The organism is Sphingomonas sp. BK580 (genome assembly GCF_014194975.1).
Classification (GTDB): domain Bacteria; phylum Pseudomonadota; class Alphaproteobacteria; order Sphingomonadales; family Sphingomonadaceae; genus Sphingomonas.
In genome coordinates, this window is record NZ_JACIAY010000008.1 from 80,066 (window position 1) to 100,637 (window position 20,572).

16 protein-coding genes are annotated in these 20,572 nt (G+C 70.3%); 11 read left to right on the forward strand and 5 right to left on the reverse strand.

What is annotated here, in order from left to right:
• The first annotated feature begins 14 nt into the window (after window positions 1-14).
• The 6 genes from FHY05_RS14735 (at window position 15) to FHY05_RS14760 (ending at window position 7,025) form a co-directional block, all read left to right on the forward strand.
• The gene (locus FHY05_RS14735) at window positions 15-2,666 is read left to right on the forward strand and encodes a bifunctional [glutamine synthetase] adenylyltransferase/[glutamine synthetase]-adenylyl-L-tyrosine phosphorylase (RefSeq protein ID WP_183945213.1); all 2,652 of its coding nucleotides are present in this window, start codon (window positions 15-17) and stop codon (window positions 2,664-2,666) included.
• Window positions 2,639-3,088 (forward strand): peroxiredoxin, encoded by a 450-nt coding sequence (locus tag FHY05_RS14740; protein WP_409321792.1) that lies wholly within the window; start codon window positions 2,639-2,641, stop codon window positions 3,086-3,088. The genes FHY05_RS14735 and FHY05_RS14740 overlap by 28 nt, the downstream gene beginning before the upstream one ends.
• A gap of 605 nt (window positions 3,089-3,693) precedes the next feature.
• The gene (locus FHY05_RS14745) at window positions 3,694-4,827 is read left to right on the forward strand and encodes a M23 family metallopeptidase (protein WP_183945215.1); all 1,134 of its coding nucleotides are present in this window, start codon (window positions 3,694-3,696) and stop codon (window positions 4,825-4,827) included.
• A gap of 235 nt (window positions 4,828-5,062) precedes the next feature.
• Entirely contained in the window at window positions 5,063-5,401 is a 339-nt protein-coding gene (erpA, locus tag FHY05_RS14750) for an iron-sulfur cluster insertion protein ErpA (RefSeq protein ID WP_183945216.1), read from the forward strand.
• Window positions 5,402-5,451: 50 nt separating this feature from the next.
• A complete protein-coding gene (xth, locus tag FHY05_RS14755) occupies window positions 5,452-6,222 on the forward strand; it encodes an exodeoxyribonuclease III (protein WP_183945217.1) in 771 nt (256 codons plus the stop codon).
• A complete protein-coding gene (locus tag FHY05_RS14760) occupies window positions 6,219-7,025 on the forward strand; it encodes a transporter (protein ID WP_183945218.1) in 807 nt (268 codons plus the stop codon). Before xth ends, FHY05_RS14760 begins: the two co-directional genes overlap by 4 nt.
• Window positions 7,026-7,174: 149 nt before the next feature.
• On the opposite strand, the gene FHY05_RS14765 is transcribed toward FHY05_RS14760, so the two are convergent.
• Both FHY05_RS14765 and FHY05_RS14770 read right to left on the reverse strand, forming a co-directional pair.
• The gene (locus FHY05_RS14765; protein WP_183945219.1) at window positions 7,175-7,450 is read right to left on the reverse strand and encodes a hypothetical protein; all 276 of its coding nucleotides are present in this window, start codon (window positions 7,448-7,450) and stop codon (window positions 7,175-7,177) included.
• On the reverse strand, window positions 7,447-7,623 hold the full coding sequence (locus tag FHY05_RS14770) for a hypothetical protein (protein ID WP_183945220.1): 177 nt from the start codon (window positions 7,621-7,623) through the stop codon (window positions 7,447-7,449). The genes FHY05_RS14765 and FHY05_RS14770 overlap by 4 nt, the downstream gene beginning before the upstream one ends.
• A gap of 274 nt (window positions 7,624-7,897) precedes the next feature.
• Between FHY05_RS14770 and FHY05_RS14775 the strand changes: the two genes are divergently transcribed.
• Complete coding sequence (locus tag FHY05_RS14775; RefSeq protein ID WP_183945221.1) at window positions 7,898-8,158, forward strand: hypothetical protein; 261 nt, start codon at window positions 7,898-7,900, stop codon at window positions 8,156-8,158.
• A gap of 75 nt (window positions 8,159-8,233) precedes the next feature.
• Here FHY05_RS14775 and FHY05_RS14780 read toward each other — a convergent pair whose 3' ends face one another.
• Entirely contained in the window at window positions 8,234-9,385 is a 1,152-nt protein-coding gene (locus FHY05_RS14780) for an N-acetyltransferase (protein ID WP_183945222.1), read from the reverse strand.
• Window positions 9,386-9,493: 108 nt separating this feature from the next.
• Between FHY05_RS14780 and FHY05_RS14785 the strand changes: the two genes are divergently transcribed.
• Together FHY05_RS14785 and FHY05_RS14790 are read left to right on the forward strand one after the other, a co-directional pair.
• The gene (locus FHY05_RS14785; protein ID WP_409321794.1) at window positions 9,494-10,597 is read left to right on the forward strand and encodes a fatty acid desaturase family protein; all 1,104 of its coding nucleotides are present in this window, start codon (window positions 9,494-9,496) and stop codon (window positions 10,595-10,597) included.
• Window positions 10,598-11,069: 472 nt separating this feature from the next.
• Window positions 11,070-12,752 carry an amidohydrolase gene (locus FHY05_RS14790; RefSeq protein WP_183945223.1) on the forward strand — a complete coding sequence of 561 codons (1,683 nt, stop codon included), beginning with the start codon at window positions 11,070-11,072 and terminating at the stop codon, window positions 12,750-12,752.
• Between the two features lie 386 nt (window positions 12,753-13,138).
• Here the strand turns inward: FHY05_RS14790 and FHY05_RS14795 are convergent, their stop codons facing one another.
• The gene (locus FHY05_RS14795; RefSeq protein WP_183945224.1) at window positions 13,139-13,408 is read right to left on the reverse strand and encodes a hypothetical protein; all 270 of its coding nucleotides are present in this window, start codon (window positions 13,406-13,408) and stop codon (window positions 13,139-13,141) included.
• A 125-nt stretch (window positions 13,409-13,533) separates the two neighbouring features.
• Between FHY05_RS14795 and FHY05_RS14800 the strand changes: the two genes are divergently transcribed.
• The gene (locus FHY05_RS14800; RefSeq protein WP_183945225.1) at window positions 13,534-14,550 is read left to right on the forward strand and encodes a type VI immunity family protein; all 1,017 of its coding nucleotides are present in this window, start codon (window positions 13,534-13,536) and stop codon (window positions 14,548-14,550) included.
• 149 nt (window positions 14,551-14,699) lie between these two features.
• Entirely contained in the window at window positions 14,700-17,630 is a 2,931-nt protein-coding gene (locus FHY05_RS14805) for a TonB-dependent receptor (RefSeq protein ID WP_260181587.1), read from the forward strand.
• 213 nt (window positions 17,631-17,843) lie between these two features.
• Here the strand turns inward: FHY05_RS14805 and FHY05_RS14810 are convergent, their stop codons facing one another.
• Complete coding sequence (locus FHY05_RS14810; RefSeq protein ID WP_183945226.1) at window positions 17,844-20,531, reverse strand: TonB-dependent receptor; 2,688 nt, start codon at window positions 20,529-20,531, stop codon at window positions 17,844-17,846.
• Window positions 20,532-20,572 lie beyond the last annotated feature (41 nt).

The following is a 20,572-nucleotide window of genomic DNA, read 5'->3' on the forward strand; positions in this document are numbered from 1 at the left end:
TAGGTTTCGCCATGATGACTCTCCGGTTCGACGAGGCGCGCCGGCGGGCGGAACGATATGCGCCGTTCCTGAACACCCTGCTTCAGCGTGAGACAGATACCGCGGCTGCCCTGTCGCTCGCCGACCTGCCGCTCGCGCGGCGGCTGCGGCTGGAACGCCGCGCGCTCGCGCTCGAGGTGGCGCTCGGCGACCTCGCCGGCGCGCTCGACCTCACCGCCGTCACCGCGCGGCTCACCGACTTCGCGGACAGCGCGCTCGACCGCGCGATCGCCGGCGCGATCGCCGAACGCACGCCGGAGGGCGCGCCGCGCGGCTTCGTCGCGATCGCACTCGGCAAGCAGGGCAGCCGCGAGCTCAACTACTCGTCGGACATCGACCCGATCTTCCTCTACGACCCCGCGACCCTGCCGTGCCGCGCGCGCGAGGACGTCGCCGACGCGGCGGTGCGGGTCGGCCGGCGCGTGCTCGAGCTGCTCCAGGCGCGCGACGCGGACGGCTATGTCCTGCGCGTCGACCTGCGGCTGCGCCCCTCGCCGGAGGCGACGCCGATCGCGATCCCGATCGACGCCGCGATCAGCTACTATGAGTCGCAGGCGCTGCCGTGGGAGCGCGCCGCCTTCATCCGGGCGCGCGTGGCCGCGGGCGACCGCGCGCTGGGCGCACGGTTCCTCGAGGCGGTCCGGCCCTTCGTGTGGCGCCGCAGCCTCGACTTCGGCGCGGTCGGCGAGATCCTCGACATCACCCGCCGCATCCGCGACCATCACGCGCAGGGCCAGGCATTCGGCCCCGGCTTCGACCTCAAGCGCGGCCGCGGCGGCATCCGCGAGATCGAGTTCTTCGCGCAGATCCATCAGCTGATCCACGGCGGTCGGGACCCGTCGCTGCGTGCCCCCGCCACCCGCGACGCGCTCGCCGCGCTCGCCGCGGCGGGGCGGATCGACGCCGCCGACGCCGCCGCGCTGGCGGACGCCTACGCGCTGCTACGCACGATCGAACATCGCGTGCAGATGATCGACGACCGCCAGACTCATGCGCTTCCCGCGGGCGAGCCGCTCGACCGGGTCGCCCGCCTGCACGGGCTCGACGACGGCGCCGCGCTGCTCGCGCTGCTCGCGCCGCACGTGGCGCGGGTGGCGGCGGCGTTCGACCGGCTCGCCCCTGCCGCCGCCGTCGGCCTTCCGTTCGATCCCGCGCGGCTGGGCGAGACTCTGTCAGCGGCGGGTTTCGCCGACGCCCAGGACGCGGTGCGCCGCGTCGCTGCCTGGCGCGAGGGGCGGTACCCCGCGCTGCGCTCCGCGGCGGCACAGAGCGCGCTCGAGGCGGTGCTGCCCGCCCTGGTCGGTGCGCTGGCGCAGGCGCCGGTGCCTGCCGTGGCGCTCAACCGCCTCGACCGGCTGTTCGAGCGACTGCCGAGCGCCGTCAACGTCTTCCGACTGCTTGAGGCACGGCCGGCGCTCACTGCGCTGCTGGCCGAGCTGCTCAGCCACGCGCCGACGCTGGCCGACGAGCTGGCGCGACGGCCCGACCTGCTCGATGGGCTGATCGACGCGAGCGCCTTCGCGCCCGTCGGCGGGATCGCGGCGCTGGGGGCGGAGATGCGCGCGGTGGAGGAGGGGGCAGACTATCAGGCGCTGCTCGATCACGTGCGGCGGGTCGTCGGCGACAAGCGCTTCGCGCTCGGCGCGCAGATCGTCGCCGGCGCGGCCGACCCGCTCGACGTGGCGGCCGGCTACGCGCGCGTCGCCGAGGCCGCGATAGAGACGCTGGCGACCGCCGCCGCCGCCGAGTTCGAGCGCGCGCACGGCCGCGTGCCCGGCGGCGAGCTGGTGATCCTCGCCCTCGGCCGGATGGGCGGGATGGCGCTGACCCACGCCTCCGACCTCGACCTGATCTACCTCTTTACCGGGAGTTTCACCGCTGAGTCGGACGGCGCCAAGCCGCTCGGCGCGACGCTCTACTTCACGCGACTGGCGCAGCGGGTCACCGCGGCGCTGTCGGTACCGACGGCGGCGGGCCCGCTCTACCCGGTCGATACCCGGTTGCGACCGTCGGGTGCGCAGGGGCCGCTGGTGGTCAGCGTCGACAGTTTCGCGCGCTACCAGCGCGAGGAAGCGTGGACGTGGGAGCATATGGCGCTGACTCGCGCGCGCGCCGTCTTCGGCTCGCCCGCGGCGCGGGCCGCGGTGGAGGCGATCGTCTCCGCGGTGCTGGCGGGCGAGCGGCCGGTGCGCGACGTGCCCGCCGAGGCGGCGGAGATGCGGGCCGAGATGGCGCGGCACAAGCCGCCGCAGGGGCCGCTCGACGCCAAGCTGCTGCCGGGCGGGCTGGTCGACCTCGAGTTCGCGGTGCACGTCACCCAGCTGACGCGGCGGTGCGGCTTCGACCCGCGGCTGGGCGTCGCGATCGACGCGCTGGTGGCGGAGGGCGCGCTCGCGCCGGCGATGCGCGACACCTATGCGCTGCTCGCCCGGCTGCTGGTGACCGGCCGGCTGGTCGCGCCCGACGCGCAGGAGCCCGGCGCGGCGGCGACCCGCGCGCTGATCGCGCGCGCGGTGATGCTGCCCGACTGGGAAACGCTGCTTGCCACGCTGGACCGGGTGCGCGAGAGCGTCGCCGCCCAGTGGCAGGAGAGTATCGCGTGGACACCATCCCCGACGTCACCGTGACCGGTACCGACGGCGCGCCGCTGCGGCTGCACGACCTGCCGCGGCCGCTGATCGTCTATTTCTATCCCAAGGACGACACGCCCGGCTGCACCCATGAGGCGCTCGACTTCTCCGCGCTGGCGAGCCGCTTCGTCGCCGCGGGCGCGTCGATCATCGGCATCTCGCGCGATACGGTCGCCAAGCACAACAAGTTCATCGCGCGCCACGGCCTCGCCATCCCGCTCGGCAGCGACCTCGACGGCAGCGTCACCGAGGCGTTCGGCGTGTGGGGCGAGCGGCAGATGTACGGCCGCACCTACATGGGGATCGAGCGCGCGACCTTCCTCTACGGCGCCGACGGGCGGCTGGTGCGCGCGTGGCGCAAGGTGAAGGTGCCGGGCCACGCCGAGGAGGTGCTGGAGGCGGCGCGCGCGCTGGGGTGACGCGCGCGGCGGAGCGGACGAGCTTTCGCGCAGGCCCATCGTCATCCCGGCCCTGAGCCGGGATCCATCCTCTCGCAAGGGCCACGCCATCGGCGCTCACGGCATCATGGATAACGCGTCGAGCCCGGCAGGATGAGATGGGGTTCGACGACCCGTCTGCGTCAAAGGAACCGCTTCGCGTTCACGAGCGCCGTCCGTCTCCCTTATCGAGCCGTGCTGGCGCCGGACACATCCGGGATAACAATCTGAATTGTTATGCGGCTATTGTCCCCATTCATCGCAGACGTGGCACCCGCTTCTTCGCTCCACATCGGAGCAAACGCCGTCGCGCGTGCCAGTCACTCGCGCCGATCTGCCACCAGGAATCACTCGCAACCCACGTAAATCACGCGATCCCGAGCTACTCGACTCGGCGAATTACAACGACTCGCCGCGTCTCTCCGTCGACCGGGCGCGCTGCCGCGCCGCTGCTCTTGCCCGATTAACCCTGCTCGGGTCACAAACCTTTGTGCCTGGGAGGCTTCGTCTCCGGGGCGGCAGTACGAGAAAAGGGGAAGGCCGCGCGGCAGCCCGCCGACCGGTCGCAGTCTTTGATCTGGGGTTCGATGAACGACACCGCTCTCACGCCGGCCGCGCGCCCGCTCGATCGCCTGCGCGCCGCTGACGGCACGCGCCGCCTGATCGCACGCGGTGGCGCCGCGATGGTCCTGGGTCTCGCCGGTTACGGCGCGGTCGCCGCCAGCCAGCAGGTCGCGGTCGCGACCGGGCTGAAGCCGGTACCGACCAGCGAGCGCAAGCTGGCCAAGATGGAGCAGAAGGTCACCCAGCTCCAGACCCGCGTCGCCACCATCCGTCGCACCGCCGAGCTGCACGCCAGCCGCATCGAGCAGCGCCAGGCGCTGCTCGCCGCCGCGCTGACCGGCGAGGGCGAGAGCCGCGAGCTGGCGCGCGCGACGCTGGCGATCGATCCCGACGCCACCCGCCTCGCCGCCAACACGATCAAGCCCTTCCTCCGCGTCGAGACGCGCCAGGCCGAGCTCGCCGCGCTGGCGCAGCGCGAGCTCGACCAGCGCTATGCCGCGACCGCCAAGACGGTGCGCAAGCTGGGCATCTCCACCGCGCGGCTCGCCAAGGGTGGCAGCGCGATGGGCGGCCCGCTGGTCGAGGCCAACAGCGCCGAGGCGCGCGCCGATCTCGCCGCCGACCAGCAGTTCCGCTCGCTGTTCATGAGCTGGAAGAAGCTCGATCGGCTCGAGCAGGGCGTGATCGCGATCCCCTCGGTGCAGCCGGTGCAGAAGCTGCAGTTCACCAGCAATTTCGGCATCCGCAGCGACCCGTTCCGCGGCACCGCGGCGATGCACGCCGGCGTCGACATCCCCGGCCCGAGCGGCACGCCGATCTACGCCACCGCCGACGGCGTGATCAGCCACGCCGGCCGCCAGGGCGGTTATGGCAACATGGTCGAGATCAACCACGGCAAGGGCATCGCGACGCGCTACGGCCACCTGTCGAAGATCCTCGTCTCGGACAACACGCGCGTGAAGCGTGGCCAGCTGATCGCGTTGATGGGCTCGACCGGCCGCTCGACCGGCCCCCACCTCCATTACGAGGTGCGGATCGACGGCCACGCGGTGAACCCCGTGCCGTTCCTGACCACCGCCGATTACCTGATGGCCGCGCAGGATCGCGCCGTCGGTCAGATCCCGGTGTCGACCTCGGGCCCGGTGCCGCAGGACTGATCACCCCGATTTGGGAGGGAGGGCCGGCGCCGCGCCAAGCGGGCCGGCCCTTTCTCATTGCGGGGCGCACGGCGATCCGCTCTGCCTCCTATCCGTCACCTCGGCCCGCGCGGGGGCGACGTGGGAAGGCGAGGCCGCCTTACCGCCAGAGGCATCCGTCCGCCGCGCGTCGCACCGTGCCTCGACTATCAGCGCGCCCCTTTCCCCCGCCGCTCCCCACGCCTATCTTACCCGCATGGCCACGCTCGCACCCGACATCGCGCTCACCCCCGCCGCCGCCGCGCGCGTCGCGGCGATCGCGGCGCGGCAGAACAAGCCCGCCATCCTGCGCCTCGCGGTCGAGGGCGGCGGCTGCTCAGGGTTTCAGTACCGCTTCGGCTTCGCCGACGTGCCCGAGGCGACAGACCTCGTGGTGGAGACCGACGGCGTGCGGCTGGTGGTCGACGACGTCAGCCTCGATCTCGTCCGCGGCGCCAGCGTCGACTATGTCGAATCGCTCGGCGGCGCCTCGTTCAAGGTGGAGAACCCGCAGGCCGCCAGCGGCTGTGGCTGCGGCACGAGCTTCTCGGTCTGAGGCGCGCGCGGGGCGAGACAAAGCCCGCGCGGCGCGATAGATCGTCGCGGGTGAAGATCGTCACTTACAACGTCAATGGCATCAAGGCACGGCTGCCGCGGCTGCTCGAGTATCTCGAGGAGGCGCAGCCCGACGTGGTGTGCCTCCAGGAGCTCAAGTCGAGCGACGAGACCTTCCCCGAGGCGGAGGTGCGCGGCGCCGGCTATGGTGCGGTCTGGCACGGCCAGAAAGGCTTCAACGGTGTCGCGGTGCTCGCGCGCGGTGCCGATCCGGTCGAGTGCCAGCGCGGGCTGGAGGGCGAGCCCGATGACGAGCACAGCCGCTACCTCGAGTGCGACGTCGCCGGGCTGACAGTGGCGTCGATCTACCTGCCCAACGGCAATCCCCAGCCCGGCCCCAAGTTCGACTACAAGCTGCGCTGGATCGAGCGACTGCGCGCGCGCGCGGCGCAGCTTCTCGCCAGCGAAGTGCCCGCGGTGCTGGCGGGCGACTATAATGTCATACCCAATGACGACGACGTCTTCTCCGTGCGCGCGATGGCGAGCGACGCGCTGATGCAGCCCGAGAGCCGCCAGGGCTATCGCGCGCTGGTCGCGCAGGGCTGGACCGACGCGCTGCGCGCCCGCCACCCGCGCGGCGGCGTCTGGACCTTCTGGGACTATCAGGCGGGTGCGTGGCAGCGCGACGCGGGCTTCCGCATCGATCACCTGCTGCTCAGCCCGGCGGTGGCCGACCGGCTGGTCGAGGCCGGCGTCGACAAGGAGTATCGCGGGCGCGAGAAGGCGAGCGACCACGCCCCGACCTGGGTGCGGCTGCGATGATCCGCGGCGCGCTGCTCGCCGCGATGCTGCTGCTCGCGGCCGCCCCCGCCGCGGCCGAGGAGGAGGACGGCAAGCGCTTCTGCCCCAATCGCCCGTCGCTCGGGGCGAGCGGCTGCGTGACGCTGCCGGGGCAGGTGCAGGTCGAAGTGTCGGGGGTGGACTGGCAGCGCGACGACAGCGGCGACTCGCGCGAGGATCTGACGCTCTTCGGCGACGTCACCGCGCGCATCGGGCTCACCGCCAACAGCGAACTGCAGGTGGAGTTCACCCCGCTCGGTACGCTGCGGACGCGCGACAAGGCCACCGGCGCCGTGTCGCGGAAGTGGGGCGTCGGCGACACGGTGATCGGCTATCGCTATGCGCTGAGCCATCCCGACGGCAACGCGGTCTCCTCCGCGATCCAACCCTATGTCGCGCTGCCGACCGGGCGCGCCGGGATCGGCGACGGCGACTGGGCGGCGGGCGTGATCGCCCCGGTCTACTGGCAGATCGACGAGCGCTGGAGCCTCGATTTCACCGGCCAGGCCGCGGCGGCGGTCGATGACGATGGCCACGGTCGCCATTTCGACGCGAGCGGCGTGGTCGGGCTCGGCTACGCGCTGACCGACAGCCTCACCGCGGTGGCCGAAGTGTCGCTGGAGCGCGACGACGACCCGTCGGGCCACGTCACGCGCACGCTCGCGGCGGGGTCGCTGGCATGGCAGCCGACCAAGCACACCCAGATCGACCTGCTCGCGGTGGCGGGGCTCAACCGCGACGCACCCGACGCGCGGCTGGTGCTGGGCGGGGCGTTCATGTTCTGAGCGGGAGCCGAGCCGTCGGTCATCCCTCGGCGTCATGCTGAGCTTGCCGCAGGATCACCGGTCCGCACACGTGGTCGCCGCCGATCGAGCGGCACGGCGACACCCTCGAACGAGTTCAGCGGGTCGCCGCACTGGACGTCGTGCTCGGACTATGCGTCGCCGCCGGGTTCCTGCACCGCGATCAGGTCGAGCACTTGCCGAGCGCCATCCTCGCTCGCCGCGGCGAGCTTGAGTGGACGGGCGCCCAACCCGACGTCGGCGTTGAGGAAAGCCATCGCGCCCGCGAGGCCGAGGCGCTCGGTCGCCGCGCGCACCACCTGGCTCTCCCGCGCGGCGCTCTCGGGCGAGAGCTTGGGGACGCTGCTGGCGGGACGGAAATAGGGGCGGCGCGGCGGGCGCGCGGCGGGCTGCGGTTCGTCGCTCACGCGCCGATCACCACGGTGGGGTGCACGACACCGGCGAGCGACTGCAGGTCGGCGATGCGCTCGGCATAGTCACGCGCGCGGCGCCGAAACGTGTCACGGACCGTCGGGCTGGAACGGTCCGCCGCGCGCGCGACCGATATCTGGTGCCGTGAGTAGAGTTCGTTGAGGTCCATGTCGGTCTCCTGCGTGCAAGCGGGAGCGCGTTCGGTCTCTCAGCTATCCAGGCTCGCGTGGTCAGATCTGGACAGTGGCTCCTAGATGGGGGTCGCGCCCCCGACCACAAGAGCTCGCCATCTTCTGGCGAATTACGCCGGATGTCGGCGAGTGCGCTCGCGATCCCCTGCGCGCGGACGGGCTAAGCCATTGCTAATTAACAGAAAACGCAGATTGGCACGGCGCCTGCAATGCATGTGGCGTCCCCGATCAGCGGGGCAGGGAGACACTGCCATGAACGTCACGATCGTCGCCGCGCTCACCAGCCTGGTCCTCGTCGCCCCGGCGCAGGCCGAGCCGACCAGCCCGCCGGCCGCTGCCACCATCGCCGCCGACTCCTCTGCCGCGACCCAGGCGGAGGGCGTCAAGGCGCGCAATCCCAACACGCGCTACTGCTACAACACCGAGGCGACCGGTTCGCACATCATCCAGCGCGTCTGCCACACGCGCGCCGAGTGGAAGGACCTGGGCGTCAAGGTCCCCGAGAAGCTGTGACGCCCGCCAGCGGGCGGACGGGAGGGAGCGGCGCCGCGCCGGCCGAGGCGCGCGGCGCCGCCGGCTCCCCCCGGATCAGAGCGTCCGCTCGTAGACCTGATAGACCTTGTTGACCTGGCTCTCGATCGCGGTGGCGATCGAGTTCATCCCCTGGTTGTCGTCGAGGATCCAGCCGATCTCGCCGCGCGAGGCGCCGTAGTTCGCCACCGACGCCTTGCGGATCGCCTCGATCATCATGAAGGCGAGCTGGCTGGCCAGCCGCGAGGACTGCAGCTCCTTGCGCACCCCCATCAGCGGCACGCGCATCGTGCGCACGCGCGGCTTGCGCAGCCACAGCAGCAGCTTGGCCCAGCCGAACGGGAGCAGGCTGCCGTTGAGCGGGCGGATCGCCTCGTTGAGGTCGGGCAGGGTGATCATGAACGCGACCGGCCGGCCATCGACCTCGGCGATGCGGATCAGGTCGTTGAACACGATCGGCTTGAGCTTGACGCCGACGTCCTTGATCTCCGGCGGGGTGAGCGGGACGAACCCCCAATTGTCGGACCAGGCGTCGTTGAGGATCTCGAGGATGATTGCGGCTTCCTCGTCGAAGCGCTTCTTGTTCACCTCGCGTACGACGATGCTCTTGTTGTTCTCGCCCGAGCGGATGATCCGCTTCACGATGGGCGGGAACTCCTGCGTGATGTCGAGCTCGTAGGTGATCAGCTGCTTGACCGGCCGGTAGCCGGCGCGCTCGATCCACGCGCGGTAGATCGGCTTGTGATGGCCCATCATCACCGTGGGCGCCTGGTCGAAACCCTCGATCAGCAGGCCGGGCTCCTCCCAGATCGACATGCTGATCGGGCCGAGCGCGCGCACCATGCCCTGCTCGCGCAGCCACGCCTCGGCGCGCGCCAGCAGCGCACGGAAGATGTCCTCGTCCTCGGCGTCCATCAGCCCCCACTGTCCGACACCGGGGCCGAAGCCCTGCGCGGCGGGCATCTCGAGCGCGAGCGTGTCGATATGCGCCGAGATGCGCCCGACCACGCGGCCGTCGCGCCGCGCCAGGAAGAGCTGCGCCTTGGCATGGCTGAACCAGCCGTTCTTCTCGGGCGTGATCAGCCCGAGCGCCTCACCCTTCAGCGGCGGGACCCAGTACGGGTCGTCCTGGTAGAGCCGGAACGGCAGGTCGACGAACGCCTTGCGCTCGCCCTTGGTGGTCACCGGCGTGATGGAGAGATCGGACATGGCGCTCGCCCGTAAACGGAGAAACCGATCATAGCGAGCGAGCTTTTACTGGCAACGGGGAGCGCGCGCGTCCTGTAAAGGTCACGCTGTCGCCACTATGTTGGGGCAATGACCAGCGCCATGAACACGATGACCTTCGAGAGCACGGGCGACGGCGCGGCGATCACACCGGTCGCGACGCGTACGCCGATCGCCGACGACAAGGCGATGCTGCGCGCCGCCGCCGAACTCACCCGCGACCTCGTGCAGCCGCGCCCCGCGCTCTACTGGGCCGACCTGGTCGGCTCGGCGCTGGTAGGCTATGCCGCGCTGGCCTTCGCGGTGACCGTCGCCTCGACCGGCTGGGCGGTGCTCGCCGGGGTCGTTGCGGTGCTGGCTCTGTATCGCGGCATGAGCATGATCCACGAGATCAGCCATATCAAGCACGCCGCGGTGCCGGGCTTCCGCGCCGGCTGGAACGCGCTGATCGGCGTGCCGATGATGATCCCCTCGTTCATGTACGAGGGCGTCCACAATCTGCATCACGCCAAGACCCGCTACGGTACCTCGGAGGATCCCGAGTATCTTCCGCTGGCGCTGATGCGGCCGTGGACCCTGCCGGTGTTCATCCTGGTGTCGGCGCTCGCGCCGGTCGGGCTGCTGATCCGCTACGCGCTGCTCGCGCCGCTGTCGGCGCTGTCGCCGCGCCTGCGCGACGCGGTGGTGGCGCGCTACTCGGCGCTGTCGATCAACCCGCACTTCCGTCGCCGCGCGCCGCAGGGCGAGGAGAAGGCGCGCTGGACTCGCTGGGAGATCGTCACCTCCCTGTGGTCCATCGCTCTGCTCGCGCTCACCGCCACGGGAGCGGTGTCGCTCAAGGCGTTCGCGATCTTCCTGGCGGTCGGCTCGGGCGTCGCGCTGATCAACCAGGTGCGGACGCTCGTGGCGCATCTGTGGGAGAATGAGGGCGAGCAGATGAGCGTCACCGCCCAGTATCTCGACACCGTCAACGTCCCGCCGCCCGCGCTCCTGCCGGTGCTGTGGGCGCCGGTGGGGCTGCGCTACCACGCGTTGCACCATCTGCTGCCGGGCCTGCCGTACCACGCGCTCGCCGAGGCGCACCGGCGGATCTCCAAGGTGCTCGAGCATGACTCGCCGTATCACAAGGCGAACTATGCCGGCCTGCCGGGGCTGGTCGGCAAGCTCGCCGCCGCGACGATGCGGCCGCGCTGAGCGGGGGCGGGTTCGCCATCCTGGTTCTTCCTGCAGCGTCGTCCTGAACTCGTCGAGCCGCGGGCCACGCCGTCCCGAACGCCCGCGCGGGTCTCACGTATCGGGCCGCCGGGAACGAGGTGTAGCGCGGCATAGGGCGCTGACGCGCTGCACCGCTACGTCGCGGGCAGTCCGCGTCACGGGCCGCGACGAGACGGCCGCGCCACGCCGGGGCCGGCGGCACTGCAATGCGTCGCTCGCGCGGACGGGTGGTACCGCGGAACGCGGCCGCCTCGCCCCACGAGCATCGCAGCGTCATTCGCACTCTCGTACGTCGCCGTGGACCGCATCGGGTGGCCACGAGCCGGTGGCCGGCGCGCGACGGGCGACCCGCCGACCACACGAAGCACTGAAGGTTCGCCGGAGCTTGCGTCCAAGGCGCCACGCGCATCGCGCCCTCGCCAAAAAGCTCGCGCGATCATATGGCGATCGTATGTACCGCCGCTTGCTCCCGCGCCTGCTCGGCGCCGCCGTCGCGACCTGCTACCTCGCGGCCGCGAGCGCGGCCGCGGGCGACGCGCTGATCGACAATGTCACCGGCCTCACGCTCGACCGCGACCAGCGCGTCGTCCGCTTCAAGGCCATGGTGATCGACTCGCAGGGGAAGGTGGTCCGGCTGATCGCGCCGGACGAGCAGCCGCCGAAGCCGACCAAGAAGAACCCGGGCCCGCGCTACGACTGGCGCGCCGACATGAAGGGGCGCGTGCTCGTGCCCGGCATGATCGACGCGCACGGCCATGTCGTCCAGCTCGGCATCGCCGCGCTGACGCTCGATCTCTCCGACACGGCGACGCTCGATGCGGCCAAGGCCAAGATCGCCGCTTACGCGAGCGAGAATCCGGAGCGGCCGTGGATCGTCGGCCGCGGCTGGAACCAGGAAGTGTGGGGGCTCGGCCGCTTCCCCACCGCCGCCGACCTCGACGCCGCGGTGGCCGACCGGCCGGTGGTGATGACTCGCGCCGACGGTCATGCCGTGTGGGCCAACTCGGCGGCGCTCAAGGCCGCGGGCGTCACCGCGACGACGCCCGACCCGGCGGGGGGGCGGATCGAGAAGCCGCTCGGCACCCTGGTCGATCGCGCCACCGACCTGATGGAGAAGGTGGTCCCCAAGGTCAGCCCGAAGGACCGCACCGCCGCCTTCCTCAAGGCGCAGCAGATCCTGCTCGGCTACGGCGTCACCGCGATCGCGGACATGGGGACGAGCCTCGACGACTGGATGACCTACCGCCGCATGGGCGACACCGGCGCGCTGCGCGTGCGGATCATGTCCTACGCGCTCGGCATCGACACCGCGGTGACGATCGGCGGCACCGGGCCGACGCCGTGGCTGTACGACGACCGGCTGCGGCTGGAGGGGGTGAAGCTCTACGCCGACGGCGCGCTCGGCTCGCGCGGGGCGTGGCTCAAGGCCGATTACGCCGACGCGCCGGGGCAGCGCGGGCTCGGCTTCTTCAGCGACGACCAGTTGCAGAACATCATGAGCCGCGCCGCGATGGACCGCTACCAGGTCGCGGTCCACGCCATCGGCGATCGCGCCGACTCGCAGGTGATCGACTCGATCGCCGAGCTGTCGCAGACCTATAAGGGCGACCGACGCTGGCGGATCGAGCATGCGCAGGTGGTCGACCCGGCCGACTTCAAGTCGTTCGGCCGCTACGGCATCATCGCCTCGATGCAGCCGACGCACCAGACCAGCGACCGGCTGATGGCGGAGGCGCGGCTCGGCCCGGCGCGGCTGGGGGGCGCCTATGCGTGGAAGTCGCTGCTCGACAGCGGCGCGAAGCTGGCGTTCGGCTCGGACGTGCCGGTGGAGCGGCCCGACCCCTGGGCCGGCTGGGCGGCGGCGTTCACCCGCACCGACGCGAACGGCGAGCCCGCGGGCGGCTGGCACCCCGAGCAGGCGGTGACGCGGGAGCAGGCGTGGTGGGCCTATACCGGCGGCGCGAGCTACGCGGGGTTCGCGGAGGATCGCTTCGGCGTGCTGGCGCCGGGCCAGCGCGCCGATTTCCTGATCCTCGACCGCGACCCGATGCTCGCGGGCGCGTCGGAGCTGCGCCAGACCAAGGTGCTGGAGACGTGGATCGGCGGCCAGCGCGCGTGGGAGGCGGGGAAGTAGGTAGGAGAGGCGAGGCCGCGCCCCCTCGAACCTACATTCGTCATTAAGTGTGACCCCCTAGCTGAACCGCCAGCGTGCTCCGGCGAACGCCGGAGCCCAGGGCCACCAACGTGACGGCTCCCCGCTCTGGGCTCCCGCGTGCGCGGGAGCACGGTTCGGCACAGACGGATCAGCCTCTAGCCGCCCTCAACTCTGCGTCATCCCGGACTTTTTCCGGGATCCACCCGTCGGCGCGAGCAACGCTGCTCGCCTGTGCGGGACATTGGATCCCGGAACAAGTCCGGGATGACGGATGCGAGTGATAGCGGTTCAGCCGTCGCGTGACCTCAGCTTGGGGGGCCGAAACATCATCTCGCGACCCTCCCCGAATGGATCCCGCGCCCAGCTCAGCGCGCGCCCGACATCGTCCCGTTCGACAGGTCGCCGAGCGTGTCGCTGTTCTCCATCGTCATGCCGTTGCCGCTCATGGCATTGTCCGTCGCCATCAGGTCGCCCGCCGCCCCCGAGGCGGTGAGGCCGTTGGCCTGGCTCTCGTTGGCGACGACATTGTTGTTCTCGTCGACCGTGATCGTCTGATCGCCCTTGCCGCAGGCACCGAGCGCGAGCGCGAGCGGGAGGGCGGTGAGGAAGGCGGCGCGGGGCAGGGCACGGGTCATGACAGTCTCCGTCGGCTGAAGCGCGCCAACGTCGCGCGCCCCCGCCGCGTTCCGCCACGCGCGAGAGTCGTCGTGCGCTCCATACGCCTATAATCATGGGTGACGCGTGAACAGCGAGGCCGCCGGTGCTCTTCCCGACCGATCTGCGGTGCGCTGCGGATGACATAGAGTGCCGCGGCATCGGCATCCATCTCGGTCACCGGCAGGTGTTCGCCGCGGATGGCGAGTGGCGCAAGGTCCCGCGGCATCGCATCGTCTCCCGCGTCGGCATCATGGCATCGCTCTACTTCGAATGCGGCTGCGACGTGGACAAGCGGCGCGCCGCCCTCGCCTGTCTGGAGGAGTATCTCAGCCTGTGTCCCGACGGGATAACGCACTACGATCTGGGCGACGGCGGCTGGCCGCGACGGTGGCGCGACGGCGGTCTGCCGCCGCCCTATCGCGAGCCGAGGCGCCTCATCGAACCGAGCTTCTACCTGTCCGTGAAGCGCTACAAACGCGCCGAGCACGACGACCCCGCTTTGTATCGCTTCATCTTGCTGGCGAGTGATGGATCTGCCGGGGCGCGGCTCTCGAACATCAAAGTTCATTTCCCACCCAGCATCGTTTTCGCCGATCCCGACCGATTCATCGCGATGATCGCGCGCTGGTCGTCGCTGCTCGCTGTCGTTCATGGGACCGCGGGTCTGGGCGCCTTATCTGTTCCCGGCACCGAGATGGACGAACCCTATCATTACCCCTGGCTGCTCAATTACCCCGCACTGGAGTATGATGCGGTCGGCGCTTATTTCAGTGAAGTCCGCCTCACTCGTGCGCATCGGCGGCCGCGGTCGTCCAACTGGCTGACGATCCTAGGATCGACCAATGTCGCTGCGCTCGGCGGTACCGCGACGATGGCAGCGTCGCTCACCCCCGAGATGGCGATGATCGATCAAGGCAGCGTCGTCATCGTTCGCGCCGCTGCGCTGCCATCGCTGGGCGACGCGGCGAACGGTGGCGTTCCGCGCGGCTATCGCCGTGTCGCCCGTCTCATTCGACCGATACGGTTCGAAGAGTATCGACACGACGTCATTCGCACGCCGTTCACCATGGAAACGCACGGCGCCGAGGTGACGTTGAACTGGATCCGCCGCTTCGACTGAGCCGCTGTGTCCGACGCGCCACAGCCCGCGCGGAGGCGGCTGAATACGTATGTGGCTTTCTTGTGACGCGGTCCGGCGCGGGCCTAATCGGCGGCATCAACCCAGGCACGGTCGCACCAACGCGACCGCCGGGACAGGGGAGGATCGTCTTGGACCGCTCGTCATCCATATCGTCGGCGCGCACGCGCCTCGTCTCGCACGCAAGCGGCGGCGCGCTCGCCGCCGCGCTGCTGCTCGTCGCCGCCGCCGCGCAGGCGCAGGAGGCGCCGCCGCAGGCGAACGCGCCCACCGCCAACCCGACCGCCGAGGCGACGGTCGACCAGCCCGCGCCGCCGGCCGATCCCACGCCCGACGCCAACGCCAACCCCGATCCCACCGCGACCGACGCGGGCGCGGACGAGATCGTCGTCACCGGCATCCGCGCCAGCCTCGCCAAATCGGCCGAGATCAAGCGCAACTCGACGATCATCGTCGACTCGGTCTCGGCCGAGGACATCGGCAAGCTGCCCGACGTGTCGGTCGCCGACTCGCTCGCGCGTCTGCCGGGCGTCACCGCGCAGCGCGTCGAGGGCCGCGACCAGAGCCTGTCGATCCGCGGCCTCGGCCCCGATTTCTCGACCACGTTGCTCAACGGGCGCGAGCAGGTCACCACCGGCGACAACCGCGGCGTCGAGTTCGACCAATATCCCTCGGAGTTCTTCAGCAACGTCAACGTCTACAAGTCGGCCGACGCGTCGCTGATCGCGGCCGGCGTGTCGGGCACGGTGGACCTGCGCATGCTGCGCCCGCTCGACCAGAAGGAGCGGCTGTTCGTCGTCTCGGCGCGCGGCCAGATGAACGGCATCGGCAAGCGCAACCCCGACGGCCAGCGCTACGGCTATCGCGCCACCGCCACCTTCGTCGACAAGTTCGCGGGCGACACGCTCGGCATCTCGATCGGCCTCGCCGCGCAGGAATCGCCGACCAACTACGACAAGTACGAGGCGTGGGGCTATCCCGGGCTCAACGACCGCAACGTCAACTGCGATGCGGCCGGCAACCCGTGCCTGCTCGGCGGCGCCAAGCCCTATGTCCAGTCGAACCTGCTCAAGCGCTACGGTGGCGTCGGTACGATCGAGTGGCAGCCGAGCGACTCGTTCCACTCGACCTTCGACGCGCTGTACACGCACTTCGAGGAGACGCAGCACCTGCGCGGGATCGAGTTCCCGCTGGGCTACAACGTCGCGCCCAACCCCGGCTCGGTGACGGTGCAGGACGGCTACGTCCAGACCGCGACTTTCTCGCCGCAATACACCGTGCAGCGCAACGACCTCAACGAGCGCCGCGCCGACATGTACTCGTTCGGCTGGAACAACGATCTCAAACTGTCCGACTCGGTCCACCTCAACGTCGACGCGAGCTGGTCGCACGCCAACCGCCAGGACGAGCTGATCGAGACCTATTCGGGCACCGGCTACGGCGGCACCGGGCAGCGCGACACCATCACGATCACGCGCCAGAACACCGGCATCTACTCGATCGTGCCGACGCTCGACTATACCAACACCGACGTGATCCGGATCACCGACCCGGGCGGCTGGGGCTATAACGGCACCAACGCGGTGGTGCAGGCGGGCTTCCAGAACCGGCCCAAGTTCAGCGACGACCTCAAGTCGCTGCGCGCCAGCCTGGCGGGCGACTTCGCCGACCTGGGCGTGATCCGCGGCTGGGAGGTCGGCGCCAACTACTCGCAGCGCGAGAAGAAGGCGCAGTACACCTCCTATTTCTACTGCCCGTCGGGCATGGGCACCGGCTGCACCGTCGCCAGCGGTACGACCCAGTCGATCGCGGTGCCGAGCGACGTGGTGCTCGATCCGGTCTCGCTCGGCTTCATCGGCGTGCCCAACATCCTCGCGCTCGACTCGCGCGGCGTGCTGGACCTGCTCACCCCGGTGTTCGACAACCGCCCGGAGAGCCTCGCCAAGGTATGGGGCGTGAAGGAGAAGGTGGCGACCGGCTATGCCAAACTGGTGTTCGACGGCACCGCCGGCGGCAAGGCGATGAAGGGCTCGCTCGGCGTCCAGGTGGTGCACACCGACCAGAGCTCGGACGGCCGCATCGCCGGGCTCAACGCCGGCGCGGTGACCTTGTCCGAGGTGTCGGGCGGCGCGAAATACACCAACGTGCTGCCGAGCGCGACGCTGTCGGTGGAGCTGATCCCGAGCGGCTTCGTCAAGGTGGGCGCGTCGCAGACGATGGTGCGCCCGCGGCTCGACCAGGAGCGGATCTCGCAGAACGTCGCGATCACGCCGGGCAACGTCGGGCGCGGCTCGGACCCGCTCAACAGCCCCTTCTCGTCGGACGGCGGCAACTTCCAGCTGCGCCCGTACAAGTCGACCAACATCGACATGTCGTTCGAGAAGTACTTCCCCGGCGGCGGCTATGTCGCGCTGACCGGCTATTACAAGCGGCTGACCGACTACGTCGATCCGAACAACAACGTGCTGTACGACTTCTCGCCGCTGCTCAGCTCGCTGACGCCCGAGCAGCAGGCGATCGTGCGCGCGCAGAACGCGCAGAACGGCCTGTTCAAGCTGCCTGCCAACTCGGGCCGCGGCGAGATCCTCGGCGCCGAGGCGACGCTGTCGCTGCCGCTGCGCATGCTGACCCGCTCGCTCGACGGCTTCGGCCTGTTCGGCAGCGGCAGCTACACCAGCTCGGCGGTGCGCTACGACAGCGCGCCGGCGGACACGCAGACCGTGCCGGGCCTGTCGAAGTGGGTGCTCAACGGCACCGCCTATTTCGAGAAATGGGGCTTCCAGGCGCGCACGACCTACCGCTATCGCTCGAGCTTCCTCGCCGAGGTGCGCGGCCTGTCGGCGACGCCGGAGCTGAACACCGCGAAGGCGGAGGGCATCCTCGACGCGCAGATCGGCTATGAATTCCAGAGCGGTCCGCTGCAGGGGCTGGCCATCCTGGCGCAGGCGAAGAACCTGACCGATCAGGAATTCTACCAGTACACCAACGGCGACCCGCGCCAGGTGCGGCGCTACCAGCGCTACGGCACCGACTACTACGTCGGGCTGACGTATCGGTTCTGAGGAAATCCTCCCCGGCAAGGGGAGGGGGCGTGCGGGCGAGATCGTGCCGCCGGACACGATCTCGGCGTGCCGGGGGCACACCGAAGCCCGCACGCCGGCCAAAGGCCGGTGGTGGAGGGGGAGCGTCCGCGAGCGGTGCGCTTCGTGGCGAGCCCCCTCCACCACGCCGCTGCGCGACGCGGTCCTCCTTCCCGCCATGCGGGGAGGATGTACTCAGAACTCCGCGCGCGCGCCGAACAGGATCGTGCGCCCGTAGTAATTCACCTCGCCGAAGCGCAGCTCCTTGTCATTGTACGTGTTCTGCCGTGCGCCGGCGAGGTTGATCCCCTCCAGGCTCAGCGTCAGCTGCGGCGTCACCCTGATCGAGAAATTGCCGTCGAGTGATCCGAACGGCGCGACATAGCTCGGCGCCTGTACCGTGCTGCCGGTGCCGTTGAGGTAGCGGTCGCGCCACACGTAGGAGAGCCGCGTCGAGACCGGCCCCATGTCGTAGAAGCCGACCAGGTTGAAGCTGTTCTTCGACAGGCCGATCAGCTGGTCGCGGATCTCGCGGTCGCCGGCCTTATAGTCCGCCTGCACCGACGTATGCGTGTACGAGGCCTGCACGCCCAGCCCGTCGAGCGGCTTGGGCAGGAAGCTGAACACCTGGCTGTAGGCGAACTCGGCGCCGTACACCTTGGCGTCGCCGCCGTTGATCTGCGTCGACAGCCGGACGACGCCGCGTCCCGGGATCGTGATGTCGACGTTGTTCTGCGTGATGTAATTGTCCAGCGCCTTGTAGAAGACAGCGCCCGACAGCAGCCCCGACGGTGCGAAATACCATTCGAGCGAGCCGTCGAACTGCGTCGCCAGGAAAGGCACCAGCTGCGGGTTGCCGCCGCTCGCGGTGGGCGCGTCGGTCGAGACGGTGATGCGCGGCGCCACGTCGGTGACGTTGGGGCGGGTCAGCACCCGGCTCGCGGCGAGGCGGCCGACCAGCTTGGTGGTGAGGTCGGCGCGCAGGTTGAAGCTGGGCAGCCAGTTGTTGAAGGTCTTGGGGAAGCTCGCCGGTGTCGCGACCGAGCCGGCGGTGAGCGTGCCGCTCGCGACCTGGTCGGTGTGGACGTAGCGCACGCCGGCGTTGCCGCTCACCGCCACCGCACCGAGCGGAAACTGATAGTCGGCGCGGACGTAGCCGCCCGCGATCCGCTCGGTGACGGTGAAGCTCGAGCGCTGGTCGGCGAGCGACAGCGGCGCATTCTCCACCGACGGCGTGAAGAAGGCGTCGAGGTAGGCGCTCGTCACCGGCACGAGGAAGCTGCGCGGCGCATTGCCGGGAACGCCCTTGAGGAAGTCGTCGAACGGCAGCTGCTCATAGGCGCCGCTGCCGAGCACGCTCAGCGGCGTGCCCGCGGGCGGGTTGACCAGGAAGTCGCGGCGGAAATAGTCGCGGCGGCGCCGGTGATATTCCCCGCCCGCGGCCAGCTTGGAGACGAAGCCGTCGAGGTCGCGCGCGACGTCGGCGCGCGCGTAGAGATCCCAGTCCTTGCTGTCCTTGGGCGCGATGTTGAAGGTGTAGAGGCTGTAGTTCGCCGGGTCGGTGGCGTCGACCGGCGTGGTGAGGCCGGGCAGCACCTTGTAGCCGCCGGTCGCGTCATAGCTGAGCGGGGCGATGAAGATCGCGCGGCTGCGCACCGTGCCCTCGCGATAGTCGGGGTGATAGCTGTGCGCCGCCGACCAGTTGACGTCGGCCGAGAGATGCCAGCGGTCGGGGTTCCAGCGCTGCTTGAGCCCGACCGTCACCAGGTCGTGACGGTTGAGGCTGTATTCGCGCGACGCCATGAAGCGGACGTTGTTGATCGTCGCCTTGGTGATCGTGTCGCCGTCGGTGACGACCGAGCCCGGCACGATCGACGATCCCGCGGGATTGTAGGTGCTCCTGCCGTCGTCTGGATAGATGTCGAGGCCGAACTCGTCGTAGGCGACGTCGAGCCGGGTCGCGACCACGTCCAGGACGGTCTCCAGCTCGGCGGTCGGGCGCCACTGCGCCGAGATCATCCCCGACACGCGCTCGCGATCCTCGGTCTCCACCGTCGGCCGCGTGCGCGTCGGCGAGTAGAGCCCCTTGGGCAGCCCTCCGGTCGCGGCGGTGGCGTAGCGGTCCGCGATCCACCCGAAGCCCAGGAAGCGATCGTTGCGCACTGACTTGGCCCAATATTGCGCGCCCGCGAGCAGCCCGAAGGTGCCGTCGTCGGTGGTCGCGCTGGTCAACAGCGTCGCGTTGGGGCGCACCTTGTCGGTCTGCGTCGTATAGGTGCCGCGCAGGTTGAGCGTGGTCTTGTTGCCCACCTCGAGCGGGCGGAAGGTGGTGACGTCGATGTTGCCGCCCAGCGCGCCCTCGCTCATGTCGGCGGTGGGCGTCTTCACCACGTCGATGCGCGCGGTGAACTCGGCCGGCAGCATCTCGAAGCGGAACTGGCGGCCGTTGGCGCCGCCGTTCTCGATCAGGTCGTTGAGCGCGACGGTGCGCCCGTTCATCAGCGTGTTCTGGAACTGCGGGCCGAGCCCGCGGACGCTGACGTAGAGGCCCTCGCCGCGCGGCCGCGTGATCGCCACGCCCGGGATCAGCTGGAGCGCCTCGGCGACGTTCTGGGTGGGGAACTTGCCGATGTCGGTCGAGCTGATCGAGTCGACGCCATAGGCGGCGCGGCGCTTGGTCTCCACCGCGGCGTCGATGCTGCGCGCGTAGGTGCCGTTGACGACGATGTCCTCGCCGGGCTGGTCGCTCGCCGCGGCGGCGGAGTCGCTCGCCTGCGCGGCAGGGGCAGTTGGCGCGACGGTCTGCGCGCGCGCGGTCCCGGCCAGCGCGGCGATGGTGACGAGCGCGGCCGACGCCCGCAGCAGGCCGACATACGATAGCATGATCTATACCCCCAAGCGGCATGAGTGCCGTCTTGGCGCGG